This window comes from uncultured Clostridium sp. (assembly GCF_934754925.1).
In the GTDB taxonomy this organism is placed as follows: domain Bacteria; phylum Bacillota; class Clostridia; order Clostridiales; family Clostridiaceae; genus Clostridium.
Map to the genome: position 1 here is coordinate 14,828 of NZ_CAKVJA010000021.1, position 26,950 is coordinate 41,777.

General features: G+C 27.3%; 20 protein-coding genes and 1 pseudogene. 5 read left to right on the plus strand and 16 right to left on the minus strand.

From position 1 onward, the window contains the following. Positions 1 to 273 precede the first annotated feature (273 nt). Complete coding sequence (gene brnQ, locus Q0G30_RS08375) at positions 274 to 1,527, plus strand: branched-chain amino acid transport system II carrier protein (RefSeq protein ID WP_294388829.1); 1,254 nt, start codon at positions 274 to 276, stop codon at positions 1,525 to 1,527. Between the two features lie 42 nt (positions 1,528 to 1,569). Here brnQ and Q0G30_RS08380 read toward each other — a convergent pair whose 3' ends face one another. Then, positions 1,570 to 4,257, minus strand: a complete 2,688-nt coding sequence (locus Q0G30_RS08380; RefSeq protein ID WP_294388864.1) for an N-acetylmuramoyl-L-alanine amidase — start codon at positions 4,255 to 4,257, stop codon at positions 1,570 to 1,572. A 12-nt stretch (positions 4,258 to 4,269) separates the two neighbouring features. Beyond that, positions 4,270 to 4,899: pseudogene (locus Q0G30_RS08385) on the minus strand (glucosaminidase domain-containing protein); the annotation flags it as partial. Between the two features lie 489 nt (positions 4,900 to 5,388). Between Q0G30_RS08385 and Q0G30_RS08390 the strand changes: the two are divergent. Continuing rightward, positions 5,389 to 6,651, plus strand: a complete 1,263-nt coding sequence (locus Q0G30_RS08390) for a hypothetical protein (protein WP_294388831.1) — start codon at positions 5,389 to 5,391, stop codon at positions 6,649 to 6,651. Between the two features lie 114 nt (positions 6,652 to 6,765). Here the strand turns inward: Q0G30_RS08390 and rfbB are convergent, their stop codons facing one another. The 13 genes from rfbB to Q0G30_RS08455 all read right to left on the minus strand — a co-directional run bounded on the left by rfbB (position 6,766) and on the right by Q0G30_RS08455 (position 20,046). Then, entirely contained in the window at positions 6,766 to 7,818 is a 1,053-nt protein-coding gene (gene rfbB / locus Q0G30_RS08395) for a dTDP-glucose 4,6-dehydratase (protein ID WP_294388833.1), read from the minus strand. Between the two features lie 52 nt (positions 7,819 to 7,870). Beyond that, the gene (rfbD, locus tag Q0G30_RS08400) at positions 7,871 to 8,764 is read right to left on the minus strand and encodes a dTDP-4-dehydrorhamnose reductase (protein ID WP_294388835.1); all 894 of its coding nucleotides are present in this window, start codon (positions 8,762 to 8,764) and stop codon (positions 7,871 to 7,873) included. 154 nt (positions 8,765 to 8,918) lie between these two features. Then, positions 8,919 to 9,494: a dTDP-4-dehydrorhamnose 3,5-epimerase gene (rfbC, locus tag Q0G30_RS08405; RefSeq protein ID WP_294388837.1), complete on the minus strand. Its 576-nt coding sequence runs from the start codon at positions 9,492 to 9,494 to the stop codon at positions 8,919 to 8,921. A gap of 4 nt (positions 9,495 to 9,498) precedes the next feature. Further along, positions 9,499 to 10,365 carry a glucose-1-phosphate thymidylyltransferase RfbA gene (rfbA, locus tag Q0G30_RS08410; protein WP_294388839.1) on the minus strand — a complete coding sequence of 289 codons (867 nt, stop codon included), beginning with the start codon at positions 10,363 to 10,365 and terminating at the stop codon, positions 9,499 to 9,501. 10 nt (positions 10,366 to 10,375) lie between these two features. Continuing rightward, positions 10,376 to 11,227: a glycosyltransferase family 2 protein gene (locus tag Q0G30_RS08415; protein ID WP_294388841.1), complete on the minus strand. Its 852-nt coding sequence runs from the start codon at positions 11,225 to 11,227 to the stop codon at positions 10,376 to 10,378. 26 nt (positions 11,228 to 11,253) lie between these two features. Continuing rightward, positions 11,254 to 11,922, minus strand: a complete 669-nt coding sequence (locus Q0G30_RS08420) for a sugar transferase (RefSeq protein ID WP_294388843.1) — start codon at positions 11,920 to 11,922, stop codon at positions 11,254 to 11,256. Between the two features lie 341 nt (positions 11,923 to 12,263). Continuing rightward, positions 12,264 to 13,601 carry an O-antigen ligase family protein gene (locus Q0G30_RS08425; RefSeq protein ID WP_294388845.1) on the minus strand — a complete coding sequence of 446 codons (1,338 nt, stop codon included), beginning with the start codon at positions 13,599 to 13,601 and terminating at the stop codon, positions 12,264 to 12,266. Positions 13,602 to 13,621: 20 nt separating this feature from the next. After that, positions 13,622 to 14,512 carry a glycosyltransferase family 2 protein gene (locus Q0G30_RS08430; RefSeq protein WP_294388847.1) on the minus strand — a complete coding sequence of 297 codons (891 nt, stop codon included), beginning with the start codon at positions 14,510 to 14,512 and terminating at the stop codon, positions 13,622 to 13,624. Between the two features lie 16 nt (positions 14,513 to 14,528). Beyond that, a complete protein-coding gene (locus Q0G30_RS08435) occupies positions 14,529 to 15,524 on the minus strand; it encodes a glycosyltransferase family 2 protein (RefSeq protein WP_294388848.1) in 996 nt (331 codons plus the stop codon). An 85-nt stretch (positions 15,525 to 15,609) separates the two neighbouring features. Next, positions 15,610 to 17,049 (minus strand): flippase, encoded by a 1,440-nt coding sequence (locus Q0G30_RS08440; RefSeq protein WP_294388849.1) that lies wholly within the window; start codon positions 17,047 to 17,049, stop codon positions 15,610 to 15,612. Position 17,050: 1 nt separating this feature from the next. After that, positions 17,051 to 18,217, minus strand: coding sequence for a glycosyltransferase (locus Q0G30_RS08445; RefSeq protein ID WP_294388851.1), 1,167 nt, complete (start codon positions 18,215 to 18,217; stop codon positions 17,051 to 17,053). A 12-nt stretch (positions 18,218 to 18,229) separates the two neighbouring features. Continuing rightward, the gene (locus tag Q0G30_RS08450) at positions 18,230 to 19,144 is read right to left on the minus strand and encodes a glycosyltransferase family 2 protein (protein WP_294388852.1); all 915 of its coding nucleotides are present in this window, start codon (positions 19,142 to 19,144) and stop codon (positions 18,230 to 18,232) included. Between the two features lie 23 nt (positions 19,145 to 19,167). After that, entirely contained in the window at positions 19,168 to 20,046 is an 879-nt protein-coding gene (locus Q0G30_RS08455; RefSeq protein WP_294388854.1) for a glycosyltransferase family 2 protein, read from the minus strand. A 245-nt stretch (positions 20,047 to 20,291) separates the two neighbouring features. Between Q0G30_RS08455 and Q0G30_RS08460 the strand changes: the two genes are divergently transcribed. Together Q0G30_RS08460 and Q0G30_RS08465 are read left to right on the plus strand one after the other, a co-directional pair. Further along, a complete protein-coding gene (locus Q0G30_RS08460) occupies positions 20,292 to 22,328 on the plus strand; it encodes an LTA synthase family protein (RefSeq protein ID WP_294388856.1) in 2,037 nt (678 codons plus the stop codon). Positions 22,329 to 22,566: 238 nt separating this feature from the next. After that, positions 22,567 to 24,606, plus strand: a complete 2,040-nt coding sequence (locus tag Q0G30_RS08465) for an LTA synthase family protein (protein ID WP_294388858.1) — start codon at positions 22,567 to 22,569, stop codon at positions 24,604 to 24,606. Between the two features lie 118 nt (positions 24,607 to 24,724). On the opposite strand, the gene galE is transcribed toward Q0G30_RS08465, so the two are convergent. Next, the gene (galE, locus tag Q0G30_RS08470) at positions 24,725 to 25,735 is read right to left on the minus strand and encodes a UDP-glucose 4-epimerase GalE (RefSeq protein ID WP_294388860.1); all 1,011 of its coding nucleotides are present in this window, start codon (positions 25,733 to 25,735) and stop codon (positions 24,725 to 24,727) included. 244 nt (positions 25,736 to 25,979) lie between these two features. Here galE and Q0G30_RS08475 point away from each other — a divergent pair. Beyond that, positions 25,980 to 26,950, plus strand: a 971-nt coding sequence (locus Q0G30_RS08475; RefSeq protein WP_294388862.1) for an LCP family protein, incomplete at its 3' end; no start/stop codon positions are given.

Sequence of the window (26,950 nt, forward strand, 5' to 3'; positions counted from 1 at the left end):
ATTTTAGTATTCATAAAACTATAATAACATAATGACATGATCAATACTATTCTTTTAATTCATTAGATAATTTTTTATAGCAAAACCATTTATTTACTTATATTATCAACCATTTATTACCTCTGCTCTTATACCCCCTTTTCTACAATATTATGTTGAAAATTGACAGATAAAATGTTATTATTATATCAAATTTCGTATATTAATAAATATTTTTTAATAATTTGTCAATCAAATGATGAATAGACTACAAAATCAGAAAGAGGTATACATATGAAAAATAAAATGAAAGACTCTATAATAGTAGGATTTGCCTTATTTTCGATGTTTTTTGGTGCTGGAAACTTAATTTTCCCACCATCACTTGGAAATAAATTGGGAGATCAATATTTATTAGGTATCGTAGGATTTGTTCTAACAGGTGTTGGACTACCTCTACTTGCTATATTAGCTTGTTCTAGAGGAAATGGTACTTTTGAAGGTATTACAAATAAGATAGGTACTAAATTTACTTTAATTCTTACAACAGTTCTATTCTTTGCTATAGGTCCATTACTAGCAATCCCAAGAACTGCTGCAACTACTTTTGAAATTTCAATATTACCATTTTTCCCTACGTGGTCACCTATAATAGTAATGGCAATTTATTTCTTAATAAATTTATTCTTTGTTTTAAAGCGTTCTTCTATTATAGATACAATAGGTAAATTTTTAACACCAGCATTAATAATTATCTTAACTATAGTAATTGTTAAAGGTGTAATATCTCCAATTGGGGAAATAGCTTCTACAGGCGCTACTAATATCCTATCAACATCTTTACTTGAAGGATATCAGACAATGGATGCATTAGCAGCCTTATTATTCGCAGGTGTTATTACTTCTTCTATAGTGCAAAAGGGTTATAAAGGTAAAGAAGTAAAATCAGTTTTATTAAAAGCTAGTATCATCGCTGTTGTTGGCTTAGCATTTGTTTATGGTGGTTTAACATTTATAGGTGCTCATACTGTTAATTTAGTTGACCCTGGAATTAGTAATACTACGTTATTAGTATTTATTGCAAATAAAATTTTAGGAACTTTTGGTGTAGCATTAATTGGAGCTGCTATCGGACTTGCTTGTTTAACTACTTCAATCGGTTTATTAACTGCAGGATCTACTTTCTTTGAAAAAGTAACTAATGGAAAATTATCATACAAATTTAATGCTATAGCTATCTCTTTAATAAGTTATATAATAGCTTGTCAAGGTGTTGATAAAATCGTTAAATTATCAGTTCCTATACTAAATGTTTTATATCCAGTAGCTATTACAATAATTTTTGTTACTATGCTTAATAAGTTTATAACTAATATTATTGCCATTAGATTAGCAGTTTATGTTTCTTTAGTATGTGGAATATTATTCTCATTCTTTGGAACTGCATTAAACTTTATACCTTTAGCTAGTGTTGGGTTTGGTTGGGTAATTCCTACTGTTATTGCATTAGTAATCGGATTGTTTATAAAACCTAAAAAAATATCTTAATATAAAAAATAGCAACCATTGGTTGCTATTTTTTTTAATTTTCTATTTTAATACTTCATTAATTCTTTTAGCTGTTATTTCTGCTAACTTTTGTTGATGACCCGTAGTACTTACTTTTGCTGCTTCTGTTGGATTAGTTAAGAATCCATTTTCTATTAATATTGAAGGCATAGTAGTATTTTTACAAACATATAAATTACTATCCTTAGCCCCTCTATTATATAAACCTAAAGTAGATGAGGCTTCATTAGTTATTGCTGTTGCTAACGCTTTACTTATAGAAACCTTGTCAGTAGTACTTCTAGAAGTATAAGAGCTCATTTCTAATGTTAAATCTCTTCCATCTTCAGTAATCATTCTTTCGCTAATATAAGTTGTAATCGGAGTTCCAGTACTATAATATACTTCAAATCCATTTGCTGATGAACTAGCAAATGAATTATGATGTATTGAAACAAATAAATCAGCATTCATTTCATTTGCAACTTTAACTCTTTTCTTTAAACTTTCAGTAGAATCATTATCTATTACTATACCATCATATCTTGTCATGTAGACTTGTATTCCTTTAGCCTCTAATTCAGCTTTTAATTTAATGGCAATTTGTAAATTTAAATTTGCTTCTACATATCTAATTCCATTATGTGTTGCTACCGCTCCTGGATCTATTGATTCAATCTCATGTCCTGGATCAACAACTACTAATTTAGCTTGCCTATATACAATATCTCTTTCTACAATTTGAGTTGTTCCATCATTTGCTGTTATTTTTACAGTTAATTTTTTATCTCCAGTTGTCATTCCACCTAGGTTAATGATACCTTCAAATCCAGCATTATCTCCACTTGAATATCCTGGATATGCTTTATTTACATCAGTTCTTGTTGTTCCATAAGTTATAGTTCCTAAGTCTATATTATCTACATATACTCTTACTTCCTTAACTCCACTTGATGTTACTGCCCATCCTCTTACTTTCACTTCACCTGTAGTTGTAACTGTACCAATTGTAGGCTCATCTAAAGAATTCATTGCTGGTAGATTTTTAACATTAATTGTTCTATCTATACTTTGAATAGTTCCATCATTTGCTGTTATTTTTACAGTTAATTTTTTATTACCTGTAGATACACTTGATATATCAACGATTCCTTCAAATCCAGCATTATTTCCACTTGAATATCCTGGATATGCTTTATTTACATCAGTTCTTGTTGTTCCATAAGTTATAGTTCCTAAGTCTATACTATCTACATATACTCTTACTTCCTTAATTCCAGAGTCAGCTAATGCCCATCCTCTAACCTTAAGTTGACCTGATGCTACTGTAGTGTTACTAGTAGGTTCATCTAAGGAACTTCTTGAAAGTAACTTTTCAACCTTAATGGTTCTATCTATAGTTTGAGTTGTACCATCATTTGCTGTTATCTTCACAGTTAATTTTTTATCACCTGCAGCTACACTTGATATATCAACGATACCTTCAAATCCAGAATTATCTCCACTTGAATATCCTGGGTAAGCCTTATTTACATCTGTTCTTTTGGTTCCATAAGTAACTGTACCTAAATCTTTTCCATCTACATATACTCTTACTTCTTTAACTCCACTTGAGTCTAATGCCCATCCTCTTACTTTTAATGTACTCTTGGCTGTAATCTTATTATTAGGTTCATCTAAATTACTTCTTGATTGTAATCTTTGTACATTTATAGTTCTATCTATAGTTTGAGTTGTGCCATCATTTGCTGTTATTTTTACAGATAGTTTCTTAGTTCCAGTGCCAATAGATGATATATCAACAAAGCCTTCAAATCCAGCATTATCTCCACTTGAATATCCTGGATATGCCTTATTTACATCTGTTCTTTTTGTTCCATAAGTAACTGTACCTAAATCTTTTCCATCTACATATACTCTTACTTCTTTAATTCCACTTGAATCTAATGCCCATCCTCTTACTTTTAAAGTTGTTGAACCTGCTATAGAGTTATTAGTTGGTTCATCTAAAGAACTTCTTGATTGTAGCTTTTGAATAGTAATTGTTCTTTCAATATCTTTACTCGTTCCATCATTAGATGTTATTTTTACAACTACATTTTTATTTCCAGATGTCAGACTTGATACATCTATTTTTCCATCAAATCCCGCATTATTTCCACTTGAATATCCTGGATATGCTTTATTTACATCAGTTCTTGTTGTTCCATAAGTAATAGTACCAAAGTCTTTGTTATCTATATATACTCTTACTTCCTTAACTCCTGCTTCATCTAATGCCCATCCTCTAATTTGAAGATTTCCATCTGTTACAACACTATTATTAGTTGGAGCATCTAAGCTGTTTATCTTAGGTAAGCTTACATTTTCACCCTTTACAACTATATTTCTTTTATAGCTTTGTGTTTCACCATTTCTAGCAACAATTATAACTTCTACAGTTTTGTTACCACTTCCCAAGTTACTTATATCAATTGTCTCATCAAAACCTGAATTAGTTCCATTAAAGTATCCTGGATAAGTTGAATTAACATCTAATCTGCTAATACCAGTATTTATAGTTGCAACTTGTGAATTATCAACTAAAACCTTAATTTCCTTAATTCCAAATGCATGTAAAGCCCAACCTTTAACTCTTAATTTGCCATTATTAATAACCTCAGAATTTGAAGGTGATTCTAAATTACTTTTTGCCGGCAAATATTCTGAATTAGTTGCATCACAATACATTCTAAATAATTCTATCCCATAATTTGGATCAGAGGCCCAACTTCCAGTTAAACTTAATACATCTCTTGCTTTCCCTAATATACCATTAGTAGTGCCAAACCACCCTATATGCCTTGGATCATATGTTTCATCTGATGCTAACTCCTCATCTTTCCACTTATCAACATATGTTGTCTTTGGAAAGCCATTTGCGGCAGCATATAATGCTAAATGATCTAGATGTGCTAATACGCCTTGTTCCCAATTATCAAACTTTTTATGTGCATCTGCATCATAATCATCTCCACCACTTGGATTTTTTAGTCCACATGGATTATGATAAGATTCATCTAATACACCACCAAATTTTCCATAACCAGTTTCCTTAGCAGCTTGTACATAAGCTAAGACCCAGTTAACTCCTCCCCTTGATTCAGCATACTTTTTGTATATTTTTGCTAAACCAACAAAGGTCTCAGTCGCATTTTTACTTCTTGCCCATGCTTCAACAGTTTCTAGTGAGGTATCTGTACTTGAAACTATATTAACATTTCCTATTGCTTGACTGCTTGACTTACTACTTAATGCTTGTACATCAAAATTGAAAACATTAAGAATAAATAATAAGCATATCAATAGCAAAAGCTTTTTATTTCTCCCCATTCCATATCCTCCATTTTTTATTCCAGTAGCATTATTATAATTAATTTCTTACATAATAAAATCAACAATAAACCTTGTCGTTTTTTATCGTTATTACAGGATTCAATTATATCTTATTTCTACTTATATAATCAATAATAAATCCATAATTAATTACCATTATTAATTAACCATTTCACTTAAACAAGCAACATCATTCATCTAAATAATACTAAATATGGTAATTTAATAATAACATATTATATTTATTTTTGTAAATACCTGTAATAAATATGATTAAATAGTAAATCATAGTTGATTTATGATTTAAAATCTTTTATATTTTTATAATTTATCTGATTCCTTAAATAACTTGTACATTATTGTTATATTCTGTTTAATAATATATACTAATAGAGGAAAGATTTTTAAATTTAAATATGTAGTTTCAGTCACTAAATAGACTGTTTATAGTTGTATTTAGAAAGTATTTTTAGAAGGGAGAATATCATGAGTATCTTTACGCCAATAATAATTATTTTTATATTATTATTAAACTACTACTTATATAAAAGAAACTCTTATTCAAAAAGTTTTTTTATAATGTCTAGCAGTTTTTTAGTAGTTTATATTTTATTTTCTATAATTATTTATTACAATAATTTATCCAATGGCTTTGAACATGGAATATTATTTGGAGATGTAGCAAATAATCACTTTTGTGATGAATATAAATATTACATAGATTCTGATATATTATTAAATCATTTAAAGAATGGAGACTTTAAAGCATGGTTAAATAAAGAATTACCTATATATGAATTTGTGGATCCTGAAGGTCATGCTAGTTATGGAAATTACAATATATTTGTAATATTATTAACTCTTCTTAAAGCTATAGGAATAAAGTCTACTTTAGATTTAATTTTAATTAAATTATTTGTATATATTCCGACATCAATATTTTTATATAAAACATCTAGATTATATTTAAATAAAAAATTATCTTTAATGAGTGTAGGAGTTTTTAGTTTATTACCTGGATATATATTATGTAACTCATTACTTATGAGAGATAATATTGTAATTTGTTTAGTTTCTATATTGATTTATTACATATTAGCACAAAAAATAAATTATAAGTCAATAATTTTAATTTTAATAGTAACTATATTACTATTAAAATTTAGATCTTATTTATTTTTAGTTCTTATTGCATGTATTATTTTTACTACAAAAAATACTAAACGTATTATTAGCTTTTTAGATATATTTTATTTTATTGCAATAATTACTACTATTTATTTCTTTGTTAATTTTAATTTTCAATTGCAACACTCAAATACATTTTTCTCATTTTTCCAAATTACTCACTTACAAGATATCTTTACTACCCAATTTGGAAATGGCCCTAGTATGATAATTAACTTATTTTCTCAATTAGTTATTCATATTATATATGATCCACCATTATTAGGATTCTTAACAACAGGGTTAGTTTATTTAGTTTTATATTCACTAGGTAATATTTTAGGAACTATTTTAACTATTATTTGTTGCTTAGCTTTCATATACTTTGTAATAAAAATTAAAGATAAAAAAGCTTTATTATTATTCAAATTTACAGCGTACTTTACAGTATTAACAGGTTTAATAGTACTCGCTAAAGACTTATTTATAATTAATAGAATTGCTCTTCTATGGCTACCATTATTTATAATAATATTATTTTATGTAGGAAATGATATATTAAATAAACCTTCAAAGCATTAAAAAGAACCTCTATTAAAAGTTATTAAACTTTTAATAGAGGTTCTTTTTTAACTAGTAATTATTTTATAGATATCATACAAAAAAGCTGACATAAGCCAGCTTTTTTTATTTTAATTATTTATACATTTCATTGTAATAGTTTTGATATGCTCCTGAAGTAACGTTCTTCATCCATTCTTGGTTATCTAAGTACCATTGAATAGTCTTCTTAATTCCAACTTCAAATGTAGTTTCAGGATACCATCCTAATTCTTCCTTAATCTTAGTTGGGTCAATTCCGTATCTTCTATCGTGACCTTTTCTATCTTCAACGTACTTAATTAAGTTTTCAGTTACTGCTTTATCAACATTTTCATTTAAGTAAGCAATTACTGTCTTAACTATTGTTATATTAGTTCTTTCATTATGTCCACCAACGTTATAAACTTCACCACTTCTACCATTGTTTATAACCATATCGATAGCTTTAGCATGGTCTTCAACGAATAACCAGTCTCTTATGTTCATTCCATCACCGTAAACTGGTAAATCCTTATGAGCTAAACAGTTATTTATTAATAATGGTATTAACTTTTCTGGGAATTGGAATGGTCCATAGTTATTTGAACATCTTGTTATGTTCATTGGCATCTTATAAGTATCATGATAAGCCTTAACCATTAAATCTGATCCAGCCTTACTTGATGAATATGGACTATGAGGATCTAATGGAGTAGTTTCCATGAAGTATCCTGTATCTCCTAATGATCCATAAACTTCATCTGTTGAAACGTGTAAGAACTTAACTCCTTCTTTCCATGTTCCATCTTCATTTTCCCATGCTGCTTTAGCACAGTTTAATAAGTTTACTGTTCCCATAACATTTGTCTTAGCAAATACTTCTGGCTCTCTTATACTTCTATCAACGTGAGATTCTGCTGCAAAGTGAGCAACATAGTCTATTTCATATTTTTCAAATAAAGAATTAACTAATTCATTGTCACAGATATCTCCATGTACAAATATATGTCTTGGATCATCTTGAATTGACTTTAAGTTTTCTAAGTTTCCTGCATAAGTTAATTTATCTAAGTTAATTATTCTTATATCTTCATATTTCTTTAACATGTATAATACAAAGTTTGAGCCTATAAATCCAGCTCCACCAGTTACTAAATAAGTTTTCATAATTAAATTCTCCTTATATCTCCAAAGTTTAAGTTTATGGATAATTTACTAATTATTTTTCAACGTTATCCATGAAAGTTTTTAAAGCTTCCTTCCAATCTCTCATTTCATCACCAACAGTGCATCTAAGCATCATGTTATCAAGTGATGAATATGCTGGTCTATCAGCTGAATTAGGATACATACTCTTATATTCTTCTGAAGTACATGGATTTACTTTGCAATCTCTTCCTGAAAGTTTCATTATTTCTGATGCAAAATCATACCAACTACATTCACCTTTTCCTGTACAATGGTATATTCCATATTCTTCTGTTTCTATAAGTTTTAATATGTGATATGCTAGATCATTTGCATGTGTAGGATTTCCAAGTTGATCATTTACAACACTTAAGTTATCTCTATCTTTTCCTAACTTCATCATTGTATAAACAAAGTTATGTCCTACATATCCATAAAGCCAAGCTGTTCTAACTATATAATACTTTGATGAGAATTCTCTTACAAATTCTTCACCTAAAAGCTTAGTTTTTCCATAAGAACTTACTGGAGCAACTATATCTGATTCATTTAATGGTGTATCTCCAATACCTCTAAATACATAGTCTGTTGAAACTTGAACTATTTTAGCTCCTATTTCTTCACACACCATAGCTAAGTTTCTAGGACCTAAAGCATTTATTTTAAAAGCTAAATCCTTGTTTGCTTCACATCCATCAACGTTAGTTGCTGCTGCGCAATTTATAACTACATCTGGCTTTACTTCTCTTAAAACAGTCTTAACTTGCTCTAAATTAGTTATATCTAATTTATCTACATCTACAGCAAAAACCTCTGCAGTTTTAATTACATCTGAAACTGTTCCAATTTCAGCAGTTCCTGTAGCTATTATTTTCTGAAGTTCATTTCCTAATTGTCCATTTGAACCAGTTATTAATATTTTCACGTGATAACCTCCACTATATTCAGTTTATTCAATCTTTTATATGAAACTCCTTCTCCTAACATCGAATGAGTACACGGTGTGTAACTTCAACTTACCAAATTAAAATTTGGAGTTTCAGTTAACTTCGGAATTTCAAAATCAAAGATTTTCATTCTTACTTATAAACAAAAGGTAAGTCTAGTTCTTTGAATGTTTTTTGATTCTTATCCTTTTCTGATAATAAAACTTCTTCAATTCCGTCTAATGGCCATTCTACAGCAACATCTTCATCATTCCATAAAAGTCCACCATCATGTTCTGGTGAATAGAAATCTGTACATTTATAGTTAAATGTTGCAGTTTCAGATAATACTACAAATCCATGAGCAAATCCTTCTGGCACATAGAATTGTCTCTTATTTTCTGCACTTAAGTATACACCTTCCCATTGTCCGTATGTAGGTGACCCCTTTCTTAAGTCAACAGCAACATCCCACACTTCACCTTCTGTACATCTCACAAGTTTTCCTTGTGTATGCTGAGTTTGGAAGTGTAATCCTCTTAAAACACCTTTTTTAGATCTTGATTCATTATCTTGTACGAAAGTCATAGTTAATCCTGCAGCATCAAAATGCTCTTTATTATAACTTTCCATAAAATATCCTCTAGCATCTCCAAATACCTTTGGCTCAACTATGTATAAGTCAGGTATTTTAGTTTCTATAAATTTAAAATTTCCTACTTCAACCATCTCTTTACTCCTCAATTATATCTATTAAATATTTTCCATACTCTGTTTTCATTAAAGGTCCTGCTAATTTTCTAACTTCATCCTTTGAAATCCATCCTTGTCTATAAGCAATTTCCTCTAAACAAGCTATAAATGTTCCTTGAGTTGTTTGTACTGCTTCAACAAAGTTAGATGCCTTTAACATTGATACGTGAGTTCCTGTATCAAGCCAAGCCATTCCTCTACCTAATAAATCTACCTTTAAAGTTCCTTCTTCCATGTAAGCTTTATTTAAATCAGTTATTTCAAGTTCACCTCTTGGTGATGGTTTTAAAGCCTTTGCTTTTTCTACTACTGAATTATCATAGAAATAAAGTCCTGGTACTGCATATTTTGATTTTGGTTTTTCTGGTTTTTCTTCTAAAGAAGTTACCTTACCATTTTCATCAAATCCAACTACTCCAAAAGCTCTTGGATCTTGAACATAGTATCCAAATACCATTGCTCCATTTTCTAATTGCGCTGCTTCTTTTAAATGATCACTAAAGCTTTGTCCATAGAATATATTATCTCCTAATATCATTGCTACATTGTCATCACCTATAAATTCTTCACCGATTATAAATGCTTCTGCTAATCCATTAGGTTGTTCTTGAATTGCATATTCAATATTTAGACCATATTCTGAACCATCCTTAAATAGTTCTTTAAAGTTAACTATATCTCTTGGCGTTGATATTATTAAAATATCTCTTATACCTGCTAACATTAATACTGACATTGGGTAATAAATCATTGGCTTATCATATATTGGAACCATTTGTTTTGACATTGCCTTTGTTACTGGATAAAGTCTTGTTCCTGATCCACCTGCTAAAATAATACCTTTCATAACAAATACCTCACTTTTTATTTTTTGTTAATTTCATACCTATAAATCTTGCACCAAAATTAATTATTGCATCTACAATAATTAATGGTTTTTTATCTTCTATACTTCTCTTTGCTATATATTTAAGAACAGTAAATCCACGTTCCCCTGCACTATACTCTTTTAAATATTGATTCTCATCAAAGAACTTTCCAATATCCCCATATCTTTTTAATGTTTCTTTAAAAGATAAATCATGAGAATGAATTATTTTAGAGTCTGCTGCATATTCAATTCTATATCCATTCATAATAAGCTTATATGCAAAATACATATCCTCGTTAGTAGGTAAGTTCTTATTATCATATCCATTTAACTTTATAAATATATTTTTCGAAATAGCACTTGATGCATCAGAAAAGAAGAATGTCATAAGCCCTAACCTATCAATATCCTCTTTACTAACAATTCTTTTTTCACTTGGATAATTTATTTCTCTAGTATATCTTTCTACTTTATGTTCTTCATAGCCTATTTGTCTACTAAAAGCAGCTTCACATTTGCCATCAATTATATCCTTAGTTAAGTAATATAACCAATATTCATCAACTATTTTTATATCTTGAGTTATAAATACTATTATTTCACCCTTAGCTTCAAATGCAGCTTTTTCTCTTACTAAACTATGTGAAAATTCTTGTTTTGAAATTTTCTTATAATTGCACTTTAAGTCTTTTAATTTACCTTCTGTGTTATCACTTGATTCAGTTAAAATAAACTTTATCTCTTCAATGCAAACATCCTTTTGCTTTTTTATATTTAAATACAAATCTTCTATATAATCTTCAGCATTATAAAGAGGACATATTATGGATATTTTCATTTATTTTTCCTCCAACCTTAAATATGTTAAATTGCGCCTTCACCCTTAATTACAGATCCAAAGGTTTTAAAAATTATCTTCAAGTCTAACCATAAGCTTCTATTGTCTATATAATACATATCCATTTTAATTCTTTCCTCATATGTAGTATCACTTCTTCCATTAGCTTGCCAGTATCCAGTAAGTCCTGGAACAACCGAAAATAATTTAGGTGCATATTCAGCATAAAGTGCTACTTCTTTTTCAACTATTGGTCTAGGACCAACTATGCTCATAGTACCATTTAAGATGTTTATTAATTGAGGTAATTCATCTATACTAGTTCTTCTTAAAAAATCTCCTATTTTAGTAACTCTAGGATCATTTTCTAATTTAAAATTTTTATAAAACTCTTCTTTTTGCTCTTTTGTAAAATTATCAAATATCTCTTGAGAATTTTGATACATAGTTCTAAATTTATAAACCTTTATATCCTTCCCACCAATACCTTTTCTAGTATGGCCAAATATTATTGGACCTTTCGAGTCAAACTTTATAGCTATTGCAACAATAAGAAAAATTGGACTCAATAGTATTAATCCTACTAAGGAACCAACTATATCTATTAATCTTTTTAGAAATAAATATACTTTTATTCCTTTTTTCTCATCTCCTATATCATTAACTCTAAAATCAGTCATGTTATCACACTCCATATGAATCTCCGTTAATACTCCCATATATTTATTATTATCAAATTACTTCATAATTACTATAATTTAAAACTAATATTTAAATTTAATATAAATAAATTCTAATTAAATTCCTTTAAAATTATACTAATATTTTTATGGTATATTTATATTATTCCATATAATCACATTTATTTCTACAATTTTCAAGTTTTTTTTGTTTTTATTATACCTTAAATTTAGATTAATTTCTAATTATAGTCATACATAAAGTAAATCTTACTATTTAATAATATTAATGTCAATATAAAAGGTGCACTATAACATGCACCTTAAGTAAATCTTAATAATTTGTATACTAAAATTTAAATTCTCTTATCATATAGTTGTATTAAATAAACTTCCATAACTAAAACAAAGAATACTGATAAACCTGCAATATAAGGATTTGTAATTGATGATGCTAAAATTGACATAGTTCCTATTGTCCATCCTACTAACATTTGTTCATCTCTTTGTTTTAAGCCCTTCTTAAATAGAATTAATAATAATTTAATGAAATTATATACTAAATATCCAAAGAATATTAATACACCAATTACCCCTGTCTTAAATACTAATTCTACATAGTATAGCTCAAAACTACTACTATTAACACTTTGTAATCCATTTTCCTCCATGTACTGAGGATATTCATAAATATGAGAACCAAATCCCCATCCTAAAACTGGTTTTTCCTTTATCTTATCAACTAAAAATCTAAGTTGAATTGCTCTAACTTTATTAGATTCATCATTTTCAAAATCTCCAATAGATTCAATTCTATCTTTTATACTACCTGATGATTCTGGTAAGTTTTGATCAGGAGATACAGGCACTATAGTTTTAGGTAATATAATTGCAACTAAAATTAAAGGTATTATAGCAATTAAAACATTTTTTATAGTTAATTTATCTCTTCTAACTCTCCATAGATAATAAGCAAATGATAATACTACTACTCCTAATGTTCCAAGCCAAAAACCTCTTGTATTTGATACATATATTCCAATTAAAAGAAGTGCTAATTTTACTATTCCTGATATATTTCTTTCTTTATTAAATAATTTAATAAACATAATTGCTGCTGCAAGTTGCATAAAAATACCATTATATAGATATACTCTAGCATAATTATTAGATAATACTAATCCACTTATAAGACCATATTGTAATTTAGTATTTAAATTATTGTAAGTTACTATTATTTCTAAATTATTAGGTAAGTAAATTCTACTTACTGCAAATAATATAATAGTTATAATTGAAACTACAACTGCAGAATTTACAAATATATTTAATACTCTATTAATATTTTCACTTCTACCTTTTACATAAGCTATTAAAAGTAATATATATAATATTCCTAAGAATGAATTTACATCTGAAAATATATCACCAAAACTATTTCCATTAATCAATCCCACAATGCTACCATAAGCTATATATATACATACTACAATAATAGGAATCAAAAATCTTTTTTCAACTTTTATTTTTTCTCTTAAAATCATATATACTGAGAAAAGTATACCTACTGCAAATAGCCCCTTTCTAATTGGAAGGCCTAATATATGACCAAGTCCCCCTAATACAAATTCAATAAAAATTAACGCTGTAACTATATTAAAAATACTTCTTATAGTGTCCTTTTTATCTTCCATCTCTTTTACTCCACTCTATTTTATTTATTATTTTTAAACTCACCAAATATATTATTTTTATAATCTCTTATTCCTTCTCTAATATATTTAAGCTTCTCTATTTTATTATTTTCGAATAAAATAATCTTTAAATTTTCAGTAATAAATCTTCTTTTATCCGTTAATACCCACCCTGGGAAATCTTGCTTATACTTATCCCAAATATAATGTCTATTTCTACTCATATAATATCTTCTTAAGGGACTATGATTTGTAGGAATCATTTTTAATCCTAATATACTTTTTTTAATACTATCTCCTAGATTATGTATTAAAACAGCCGAATTAACTTGTATTACCTTAAACCCCTTTTTATTTAAAGCTAAGCAATAATCATGGTCCACTAAATCAATAAATAGCTTTTCATCATATAACCCAACATTCTTATATATGCTACTTTTAGTCAATGCTCCAGAGGTAATTTCCGTTAAAACTTCTGTATATAACTTTGAAGCTACTTCTTCATTATTAATAATATTATTATTTTCATATTCTTTTTCTTCAACATGTACTGGTACAAGCATTGCTACTTTTTCCTTTAATTCTTGATCAAAACCTTCATAGCACTTTAACATATTTTTAATCATATCATCTGTAACTATACTATCGTGATCTAAAGTTAATATCCAGTCATATCCCTTTTCAATAGAATACTTTATTCCTTTATTTAATGCATATGCAATTCCCTTATTTTTTTCTAAATATATAATAGTTATTTCTTTTTCTAATTCCTTTAACATACTAATTGTTTCAGCCTTAGATCCATTATCAACCACTATAATTTCATTAACTTTTCCCTTAAGCTTATTAATACGATTCTTAAAATCATTTTCTACATTATATGTTATAATAACCGCTGATACACTATTCAATATTATCCCTCCATGATTATAAATCAAATAGTTTATATATCTCTTCATTAGATATATTTATATTTTTTAATATTTGAATTCTTTTTGCTTCCATTAAAGCTTTTTTAGCTTTTATTTCTTTAATATATCTTAAGCATTTCCAATCAAATATCATAAAGAATACAAGATATTTCATTAAACCTATATATATCTTACTCTTATCCCTTTTAAAAGAATAACTTGTTTCATTTTTTATAATCATTAAATAGTGGTTTCTAAAAGAAATACCCTTTAAAAATTCTGACTGACTTCTTCTATTTTTTATAGTATTTATTATTCCTTTACTACTATTCATTCCTCTTCCATGATATGCAATTGCATCATGTACATAATAGCATTTAAATCCATATAAATTTAATCTCCAACAAATATCTATATCCTCTTTATATGCAAAAAAGTCATTATCGAAATATTCATCATTAATTTTTATTTTTTCTAATGCTTCTCTTTTAAAAACTGCAGCTGCTCCACAAACCCCAAATACTCTTTTGTCTTCTTCATATTTACCTTCATCAACTTCATTTTGTCCAATATCTATTCCTTGTCTATAGTGATTAAAGGCTATTCCTACAGAATCTATTACATTTAATTTTTTATCATTGTCAAAATCATACTTAAGTAGCTTTCCTGTTACTGCTCCTATAGTACAATCATCTTCAAATTTCTTAATACAATTTTCTATGTAATTTTCACCAAATACAATATCAGGATTGGCTATTATCACATAATCGCCTTTTGATAATTCAATACCTTTATTAGCTCCGCCAGCATATCCAGTATTTTTATTTTTAAATAATATAACATTATCCTTAAAGTTATCTTCAATTATCTTTACAGAATTATCAGTAGAATCATTATCTATAATTATTACTTCTATATTTTTATAATTTTGTTCTAATAATGATTTTATACATTTATATAAGTATTTTTCTCCATTCCAATTTACTATGGCTACAGAAACTAATTTTTCCATATATAAAATTCTCTCTTCCTATATAAATATTTCATAATATTATGATATATTTTTATTAATTTTTTCCTACATATATAATGATTAATTATTTATTCTTTTTTAACTTTTCCTTTACTACATTAAAGGAATTTTTAAGCATTTTATCTCTTAATATTATTAAACTTCCAAAGTATACCACTATACCAGTTACTATTTGTTTAGCTAATATTATAAAGTTTCTTTGAGTTCCCTCTCCCATAAGAGAAACTAAAACAAGCATAAGTATTCCAGCAACCCAATATTTATATGTTTCCTTAATCCAAGAAACATCTACTATTTCCCTAGAATACCATAACTGAATTAATGCAATTGTAGATTCTGCAGATACTGTTGCAATTACAGCTCCTAACGCAGAATATTTAGGTATTAATATTAAATTAAGAACAAAATTCACAACAGCTCCAGCACAAACTGAAATAGTATATTCTTTATTTTTTCCTACAGCTATCATATATTGTGTTCCAAAAACATTTCCTAATCCAATTACTATTATTAAAACTGCAGATATTTTTAGTAAAGGAATTACGCTAAGATATTCATATCCAAAAAACATAGGAATAAATCTCTCGCTTACCCCCATTATTCCAAAAGCAATTGGAATTGCTAAAAAGCTTATAACAGTGAAAGATTTTCTAAGAGTATCTTTTACTAAATCATGCTGATTCTTACTAACTAAACTAGCTATTCTAGGCATCATTACAGTTCCTAAAGAAGTAAGTATTGTAAGTAATATTCTAACTATCTTTTGAGATTGATCATAATATCCTACCTCTACAGTAGGTGAAAATATACCTAACATAGTTTTATCTAAAACTGTGTAAATCTGAGTTGCCACCTGTGGTATAAAAAGAGCTAGAATAGGCATCATATGTCTCTTTAATTTTAACTTTCCTAAGGACTTAAATGAGAAAGTACTCTTATCCACGTATATCCACATTACGCATTGACCAACAAACATAGTTAAACTATTTATAAGGATATATTGCCATAAATCATTACTATCTTTTACAAAAATAAATATTAACAATACGGATATTACCTTAACAAAAAAGCTTCTTATTGACGCATTTTTAAAATCCTCTATTCCAACGAAGTACCATGATATATCTATAGCACTAGATAAAATAAAGAATCCTTGTAGCATATAATATATTCCTAATGAACTGTTGATTCCTAAAATTACTACAAAGATAACATAAGAAATCATACAACCAATAAATTGTATAGAGAATATCTCCCAAAAAGTTTGTCTTAATTTTCTTCTATTTTCTCTAACTGTTGCAATTTTTTTTGTAGCATACATAGTTATCCCCAATGTTCCAAGTAACATGAAATATTGAGTATTTGCATTAGTTAAACTATTAGTTCCAACACCCTGTGGCCCTAAAACTCTAGATACATATGGCATAGTTATTAAAGGTAATAAAATAGCAGTAATTTGATATATCAAATTATATAAATAATTTGTTTTAACACTTCTAGCCATACTAATCTCCTTTTCTTCCATTTACTCTATCTAAAATCTCGACAAATTCATCTGTAGTCTTTTCCCAGCTTAATTCTTTTAAGTACTCCATTGAATTTTCGCTCATTTTCTTTAACTTACTAGGATTATTCATTGCTTCCTTAACTTGTTTATAAAAATCATTATAATCAAATGAAGTTACAATAGCAGTGTTCTCTGGGAAGAAATATTCAAAAGTTCCTTCTTTAAATTCTATTACAGGTAATCCTGTAGCTAACATTTCATATGGTACTAGTGAAATATTTGTTAATGATGCAACTAGTCCAAAATCTGAAGTATTATATAAGTTTAATAATTCACTTTTATTTAGTTTTCCTAGGTTTTCTCCACCTTCGCATTTAAAGTTCTTATCTTCACCATAATACTTAATATTTAAGGTAATTCCTTCTTTACTAAAATCATTCTTTAGCTTTGTAAGTAAATATTGAATTAAATACGGTGCTCTTTTACCAACATCTTTAATGTATACAGCAAAATTAAATTCTTTTTTATCTTTATAAGAATCGAAGTTTCTTTCTTTTGCAAAATACTCCTTACCTTCGTAAGGGAAAGTAATAAAGTCTAATTCTGAGTTTACTACACACTCTTTTTCTATCATATGCTTATTCCATTTACCTAAACTAACCATATGATATCCGACTTCATAACTTTTTTGAGCCATAATATAGCTCTCTCCATATAAATTAAAATATGGTTCATAGTCTTGAATGAAATACATCTTGTATCCACTCATTTTTCTTGAATAATATACAGATTCCCATGAAGTAGCAATTACTATATCACTTTTTACTTTTGTAACATCATCTCCAAGAATATTTCCTTTATAATTAGTTAAATTTATTTCTGCATTTTTCTTCATATCTTCTATATTTTGAGGTGCAAAAGAAACATATCCTACATCATAACCTCTTTTGCTTAACTCTGTTCCTAATCTTAATATAGATGTATGACCTCCACTAAAGGCAGGCATTCCTGGTATAACAAATGTTATACTCTTTATTTCCTTTGGTACTATATTTACAATTGGAGTAAAATCTACTTCCTCTAATAAGCTATTTATATATCTTTTAAAATTACTCTGATCTCTTAAATAAATAACTTTTCTCATTGCTTTTACTATTTTTCTCACAATAATGCCTCCTTATTGGACCTTCCAATATTCAATTTTTTTACTTTCTTTTAAGCCGTCATTTAATCCTTTTACTGCTGATTTTACAGCATTAAAATTATTAATGTTTTTTACAACTGTTTTTAAAAATCTTATATAATATTCTTTCTTATGTTTTTTATAATCTTCAGCGCTCTGGTTTCTTTTAGTATACATAAATAAATTTCTTGTTAAATAATATTCCTTAAATCCAGTTGTCTTTCCTCCAGTTGCTGAATGCATATGATATACAATACTATTTCTTAATAATTTAGCTTTAAATCCTGCATCTTTAAGTCTTAATGATAAATCAACATCTTCAAAATATGCAAAGAAATTACTGTCAAAATAGTTTTCATCATCTAACTTTACTGCTTCTAATGCTTTAGTAGAATATATAGCTGCTCCTGCACAAACACCTTCTATTTTTATATCATTCTTACTTAATATATCTGATACACTTTCCTTAAACCCTACTTGTAATGGAATTAAGTCTTCCTTAAAATTTAACCCTGCGGCATCGCAAACATCTTTATTAAAATAATTTATCATAAATAATTGAAATACATCAAAATCTTTATTGTTCTCTATAGCTTTCATGGCATTTTCTAAAGATTCTTTAGGAACATCAACATCATTATTTAATGTTAAAATGTAATTACAGCCATCATTAATTGCTTTTTTTATTCCAATATTATTGGCTGGCGCAAAACCACTATTATAATTCATTTCAGTCAAATCTATTTTAAGTATATTTTTATATTTTCTAATAACTTCTTTAGAATTATCCTTAGAGTTATTATCAATTATATATACTTTAAAATCTTTAAAAGTTTGATTTTCTAAGCTTTTAAGACACTTATCAATTAGCTTTTCACCATTCCAATTAGCAATTACTATACCAAGCATATCTAGTTCTCCTTCTAATTACTCTATTTTAGTTTACCTCTAATACCTTTTTTATAATCCTTATATCCCTTGAAAACCATTTTTATTTTATTAATCTTATCCTTTTCACCTAAAATTATCTTTATAAATTCTTTTTTAAATAGCTTTTTATCTCTATTTAAAGTAAAGCTGTTTAAATCCTTATACTTTTCCCAAGTATAAAATCTATTTCTTGTCATGTAATATCTTCTTAAAGCTGAATGGTTAGATGTATTGAACTTTCCAAAAATACTTTTTACAGATTGACTTTCTCCTAAGCTATGATAAAGAATTGCATCTCTTACCTTTATCATTTTAATATTTTTCTCATTCAACCTCATACAAAAATCAGTATCAACTAAATCTATAAATAAACTATCGTCAAAAAATCCTACCTTATCAAATACTTCTGCTCTTAATAAATTACCTGATGTTATATCTGCATCAACATACTCATAAGAATTCATATTTGAATTTTCCTCAATAGACTGTATTCTCTCATCTACAAAGTTAGGGAAAATACTTAATATCTCTTTTCTCTCACTTTCATCTATTGCATTATATACTTCTAGCATTTTTTCAACCATATTTGAACTAGCCTTACTATCTTGGTCCATAGTTAATATCCAATTATATCCTTGATTTAAAGCCTCTTTAACACCTATATTTAATGCAGTAGCAATTCCTAAGTTTTCTTCATTAAATATAACTTCTATTTTTTTATTATCTATATCCTTAATTAAATTTATATTTTTTTTCTTTTGTGACTCAGAACCATTATCTACAATTATTATTTTATCAACTTGATTTATTAATAGATTTACACTATCTAATAAATTATTATCTGGGTTATACGAAATTATAATCGCTGCAACCTTACACATAACACTTTCTCCTTATTATATAATTATTCTACCTATATAGGTAAAGTTATAAAAATTATTACACTCATCATAAATGTTATCATTTAATATGGTAATATTTTGTCTAATCCTAGTAATTATAGCATATAATGAAATCTATTTAAAATTTTTTATAAATTCCTCACATTTATTTCATATTTTATTATTCTTTTTTTCTTTTTACTCTTGTATAATTAATGTACATATTCTTATTTAAGGAGGTACAAATGACTAATCTTAGAAAACAATTTGGAGAATATTTAATTTATCCACTTTCAGTTTTATTACTTATATCTTTATTATTAGCTTTTATAGTTGACTGTATTAGCAGAGGATCTTTTACTGAAAGCATAAATTTTATTTCAAATAAGGGATTTACCTTTCTATTTAATGTTTTAATTATTTCATTAACATTATCTATAACATTACTAACCAAAAAGAAAACCTTTTCTTATTCTGTTATATCTGTCATATGGGTAATTGCAGCAATAGGTAACAACATATTATTAAACCTACGTGGTACTCCCCTTACTGGAAGCGATTTAAAATTAGTTAAAAGTGGACTTAAAATAATAAATAACTATATGTCAAAAAAAGAAATTTTATATATAGTTATAGCTTTATTTTTCATCTTAACTTTACTAGTTCTTATTTTTATCTTTGCTCCTAAAACAAAATTTAAAATTAATTATCTTTTATCTTTAGGAATGATTTTTGTAATATTCATGGCCTATAAAGGATGTAATTCTTTAGCCTTAAAAAATTCTATAGTTTCTAATAACTTTTGGGACTTAGATTCTGTTTATAAAGAAAATGGGTTTACCTATTGTTTTAGTACAACCCTTCTTAACAATGGAATTTCTGAACCTGAAATATATTCACAAAATTCTATTGAATCAATATTATATTCTTTAGATGACTCTAATACAGTCAACGCTAAGGCCCTATCTTCAGATATTTCATATTCATCTGATAAGAATCTTCCTAACATTATTATGATTCAATTAGAGTCCTTCTTTGATCCATTTTTAATTGAAGGATTAAAATGTGATATAGATCCAATAGCTAACTTTAGAAAATTAAAAGAAAATTATAGTACAGGTGCTTTTTCTATTTCAACTATTGGCGGTGGAACTGCTAATACTGAATTTGAAGTTTTAACTGGACTTAACTTAGATTTTTTTGCTCCTGGAGAATATCCATATAATACAACAGTAAATGTCAAAACCTCTGAATCTATAAATTATGCTTTAAAAGAGTCAAACTACTCTACTCATGCGATACATAATCATGAAGGTAATTTTTATAATCGTAATACAGTATTTTCAAACTTAGGCTTTGATACATTTACTTCATCAGAATATATGCTTATTAATGAAAGAACTCCTTTAGGCTGGGCTAAAGATACTTTTTTAATTGAACCTATTTTAGATTTATTAACTTCCACAGAAAATCAAGACTTTATTTATACAATTTCAGTTCAAGGTCATGGAAGTTATCCTAATGATGAAATTGCAGGCAAAAAAAATGTAAACATCACCAATATAAGCAATGAAAAATATAAAAATTCAATTGAATATTATATTAACCAAATATACGAAATGGATTTATTTATAGACGACCTTATAAATGCAGTAAATGCATTAGGTGAAGATACTGTTATTGTTTTTTATGGTGATCATCTTCCAAATTTAAATCTTTCAAATGAGGAGTTATCAAATAAAAATCTATTTGAAACTGAATATGTAATTTGGGATAATATTGGATTAGATAAAAATGATATTGATTTAGAGGCTTATCAATTAACTTCAAAAGTTTTATATGATTTAGGAATGAATAACGGTATAGTAACTAAACTACATCAAGACTATCTATTTGGATATGAAAATTCACCTTATAATGATGAGTCACAATATCTAGATGCATTAAAATCTATTGAATATGATATACTTGCTGGTAATGAATACCTTTACAATTATATATCAAAACCAATTGCTACAAATCTTAAGTTTGGTTCAAAAGATATAGTATTATCTAATTTATATATTGAAGATGGAAAGCTTTTTGCTGAAGGTGAAAATTTCACATATAATTCAATTTTCTTAATTGATGGAAATTTTGCTACTACAGAGTTTATATCACCAAATAAGATATGCTGTGATGCTACTAGTATTAAAGCTGAAGGCTCAAATATATTTATAGGTCAAATGTCTGGTGGGGCTCAAGTTTTATCAGCAACCCAAACCTTATCAATAATACCATAAACCTCAGCCCTTAAGTAGCTTAATTAGTAAAAAGGTAAGAGTGAATATATAAAATTTTTTCACCCTTACCCTTTACTTTTTCATATCTATTATTTTATTATAACTTATCTTATAACCTTTCCCATTACCCCTATTATTTATATATTTTTAACATTTCCGTATAATTTTTAACATTGTATCTGCAGTTTTTAACACTTATAATATAAATACAATATATAAGTTTATAATGGGTGGAAAAATGATTAAAAAAATTATTAATAAAGAAAGTATTTTAAAAGTATTACTTTTTATACTTTATTCTTTACTTTTAGTATTTGTAATAGAATGGCTTTCTCGAGGAAGTATTGAAGCTGCTTATAATTTCTTAAGACACTTCTTTAAAATTTTTCTATACAATGTACTAATTGTATCAGTGACTTTAAGTCCATGTTTTTTATTTAGAAGAAGATTATTTGCATTTAGTTTAGGTTCATTAATTTGGATTGTTTTAGGTATTGCAAATAATTGCTTAATTAGTTTTAGAGAAACGCCTTTAACATTTGCAGATTTAGGAATGATGAAAAGCGCTCTAGAACTTAGTGATCAATATCTTTCAAAAGGTTATATTATATTAATAATTTCATCTTTTGTAGCTTTAATCTTAATTTTATCTTTTGTATTTTTTAAATGTAAAAAAGTTAAAGTTAGATATTTTAGAAATATTTCTTTCTTATTCATATTTTTGCTAACGTTCACATATCTACTTAATTATGGATTAAAGACAAATATAATTAGTAAAAACTTTTGGGATATAGCTGGTGGATATGAACATTATGGATTTTCTTATTCATTCTTTAATAGTGCTATTAATACTGGAATACATAAACCTAATGGTTATTCGAAAAATACTATCGCTGATATAAAAGATGAATTATCTCTATTATCTGCTGAAAGTTCTACTACCGTAAGCTTAAGGACAGCACAAGAAGTCAATGACAATTCTTCTATTGAAACAAGTGCACCAGATAATAGTAACTCAACCGTTAAACCTAATATAATATTAGTACAACTTGAATCTTTTATAAATCCTAATTGGATAACTGATATTACCTTAAATAAAAATCCAGTTAGTAACTTTGAATCATTATCTGAAAAGTTTACTTCCGGTTTATTAGAGGTTCCAGCTCTTGGTGGTGGTACTGCAAATACAGAATTTGAAGTTATTACTGGAATGTCTACAGACTTTTTTGGAACTGGAGAGTTTCCTTACAATACTATAGCTTCTAAAAAGGCTATACCATCTCTTGCCTATACCTTAAAAGATTTAGGCTATAGTGCTAATGCCCTTCATAATCACGAGGGAAAATTTTATTCAAGAGATGTAGTTTATAAAAATTTAGGCTTTGATAGCTTTACTCCAATTGAATGTATGAATGTTCCAGAAAGAACTCCTGTAGGATGGGCAAAAGATAGTGTTTTAATAGATGAAATCTGCAATATTATTACATCTACAGATAATCCTGATTTAGTATTTGGTGTTTCTGTTCAAGGCCATGGAAATTATCCTAATGATGAGATGGAAAATAAAGAGATTTATATTACTAATGATTATTCTAAGAGCAATAAAAATAGTTTAGAATATTACATAAATCAAGTTTATGAAATGGATCAGTTTGTTGGTGACTTAATAGAGGCTGTTAATAAGTTAGATGAACCTACTGTAATTGCTTTTTATGGAGATCATTTCCCTGCAGTAGGAATAGAAAATGGTGAAGTTTCTATTAATACCCTTAAAGCAACACCTTATTTAATATGGGATAATATGAATTTACCTAAAACTGATAAAGATATTGAGGCTTATGATCTTACATCCTTAATATTAGATAAACTTTCTTTGACAACTACAACATTAAGTACACTTCATAATAGTAATCTTGATGAAGAAACAAAGACTGAATATCTTAATCAATTAGAATATGACATGATTTATGGTAAAAACTATACTGCTGATTATGAAGAGCTTGTTCCTTCAAGTGAGTATAAAATTGGTTTTAAAAATGTAAAAATTAATAGTGTTGAAATCTATGATGATAATAATATTTTAATTAAAGGTGAAAACTTCAATAATTATAGTAATGTATATGTTGATGGGAAATATGTTGAGAAAACTTTTATAGATAGTAATACTCTAGCTATTCCAAAAGCTTCTTGCAAAACTAGTAGCATAGTTCAAGTTCGTCAACCTTCTGCAACTGGTTCAACTGTATTTTCTTATTCAAATGAAATAACATTTAAATAATTATAATAAAAATAGAGGATTTAAAATTTACTATATATCATTAATTATGCATAATTAGTAATTATCTTAAAATCCTCTATTTTTTTTTATTACTATTATTTATTTTGTAAATTAACTCTTAGTTATATCCCTTAGGATTGTTACTTTGCCATCTCCAAGAGTCCTCGCACATTTCCTTGATTCCTCTTTCTGCTTTCCATCCTAATTCTTCATTAGCCTTCTTAGGATCTGCATAACATGTTGCTATATCACCAGCTCTTCTAGGTGCTATTTCATAAGGAATTTCTCTTCCTGATGCTTCACTAAATGCTTTAACAACATCTAATACTGAGTATCCATTACCAGTACCTAAGTTATAAGTAACAAGTCCTGGATTAGTTGCTAATTTTTCTAATGCTTTAACATGACCTACTGCTAAGTCTACAACATGAATGTAATCTCTTACCCCTGTCCCATCATGAGTTGGATAATCATTACCGAATACTCTAAGTTGTTTTAATTCACCAATAGCAACTTTAGTAATGTATGGCATTAAATTATTTGGAATTCCATTTGGATCTTCCCCTATTATTCCACTCTTATGAGCTCCTACTGGATTAAAATATCTAAGTATTGCTATGTTAAGTTCTTTTTCAGCCTTAGCAATATCTCTTAACATATCTTCGATCATAAGTTTAGTGCTTCCATATGGGTTAGTAGTTGATAATGGAGAATCCTCTGTTATTGGAACAACCTTTGCATCTCCATAAACTGTTGCAGATGAACTAAATACAAAGTTTCTGCATCCATATTTCTTCATAGCCTTTAAAACTACTAATGCACTTGTTAAATTGTTATAATAATATTCTAATGGCTTTTCTACTGATTCACCTACTGCTTTAAAAGCTGCAAAGTGAATAACTGAATCTATTTTATTATCTCTAAAAATTTCTTCTGTCTTCTCTACATCTGTTAAGTCAACATTATAGAACTTAACATCCTTACCTGTTATTTCTCTTATTCTATCTTTAACAAGCTCCTTACTATTACTTAAATCATCAGCAATTACAACATCATAACCTGCATTTAAAAGTTCCACTGTTGTATGGCTTCCGATATATCCCATTCCACCTGATACTAAAACTGCCATATACAATTTCCTCCCAATAAAAGTTTTATTTTCCTCATTAATATTATATAACAACTAAATTCAATTTAAAATATCTTTTTTAAATTAATTAATAAAGTTCTAAATATATTTATAAATTATAAAATTCTATTTTTTGTATAACTTTCTATAAATATTAATTAATTAACTTATATGTTAGTTACTTTTTATAGTATAATTACTATATAAATTATACCATAAATTTTTAAAAGTTAAGGGGGAACTTATGAAGAAAAAATTATCAACAACAAAAAAGGTGTTAATTAGTATTTTGATAGTATTTTTACTAGCAATTTCTTTACTAATATTTTTATTTAATCATTTTAGTTCGAAAGTCGAGAGGGTTGAGATTGATAGAAGTACAGTTACTGAAACTGGAAAGGAACCTGCTAAAGAAGATAAAGATGTTATTACTATTGCTTTATTCGGTACAGATTTCACTGAAAATGAAAAATACGGAAACTTATACGGAGCAGCCGATGCCACTATGATTTTAGGAATTGATACTAAAAATAATAGACTTAAATTATTTTCATTTATGAGAGATCTTTACTTAGACTTACCTGATGGAAGTGGTAATAAACAAAACTTAAATTATACTATGGCTTATGGTGGTCCTGAACTTATATTAAAAACTATTAATTACAACTTTAATTTAACGGTAGATAAGTTTATTCATGTAAGTTTACGTACTCTTCCAACCATAATTGATAAACTTGGCGGTGTTGAATTAAATATAACAAGTGAAGAATTAAATTTTATTAATGGTTATATAAATAATATTGATAAGCAAAATGGTACAAGCACAGAGAAACTAACAACTACTGGAATGCAAACATTAAACGGTACTCAAGCTGCAGCTTACTGTAGAATAAGATATACGGAAGGTCGAGATTTTAAAAGAACAGAAAGACAAAGAGATGTTCTAGCAGCTCTATTTGAAAAATTTAAAACTGCTTCAATTACTGATTTAGCAGTTATTATGAATGATATACTACCACTAGTTTCAACTAACCTTACTAATACTGAAATAATGTCAATAACAAGTAAAGTTTTAAGTATGGGAGTTCCAACAATTGAACAATCTAGGTTTCCACTTGATGGTAAGTCTGAAATGATTGCCACTGATATGCTTCACTTAACAACTGATATAGAAGAAACTACTAAAGATATACATAATTTCTTATATTCTTTAGA